Source organism: Rosenbergiella metrosideri, assembly GCF_022602565.1.
GTDB lineage: Bacteria > Pseudomonadota > Gammaproteobacteria > Enterobacterales > Enterobacteriaceae > Rosenbergiella > Rosenbergiella metrosideri.
On the sequence record NZ_JALBCV010000054.1, the window covers coordinates 1 to 408 of the forward strand.

At 49.5% G+C, this 408-nt stretch carries 2 tRNA genes; both read left to right on the top strand.

The features are described from left to right. Nucleotides 1-254: 254 nt before the first annotated feature. Nucleotides 255-329, top strand: a tRNA-Gly gene (locus MKR94_RS16445). A gap of 5 nt (nt 330-334) precedes the next feature. Beyond that, nucleotides 335-407 (top strand) — tRNA-Thr (locus MKR94_RS16450). The last annotated feature ends 1 nt before the right edge of the window (nt 408 follow it).

The following is a 408-nucleotide window of genomic DNA, read 5'->3' on the forward strand; positions in this document are numbered from 1 at the left end:
TCCCGAGCGGCCAAAGGGAGCAGACTGTAAATCTGCCGTCACAGACTTCGAAGGTTCGAATCCTTCTCCCACCACCATCTCAACTACTACAGTTGGGGCATAGTGAAGTAAAATGCTGAGTAAGCAGTTTTCATCACACCGGTTTAGACTGGCAACAGTCGAAAGTCGGTCAGTTTATCTGGCAGACTCGAATAATAAAAGCCATTTTATTATTCATAAGCTACAGAAAGATCCAGGTAGCAGAGTTCCAGGATGCGGGCATCGTATAATGGCTATTACCTCAGCCTTCCAAGCTGATGATGCGGGTTCGATTCCCGCTGCCCGCTCCAGATGTGCTGATATGGCTCAGTTGGTAGAGCGCACCCTTGGTAAGGGTGAGGTCCCCAGTTCGACTCTGGGTATCAGCAC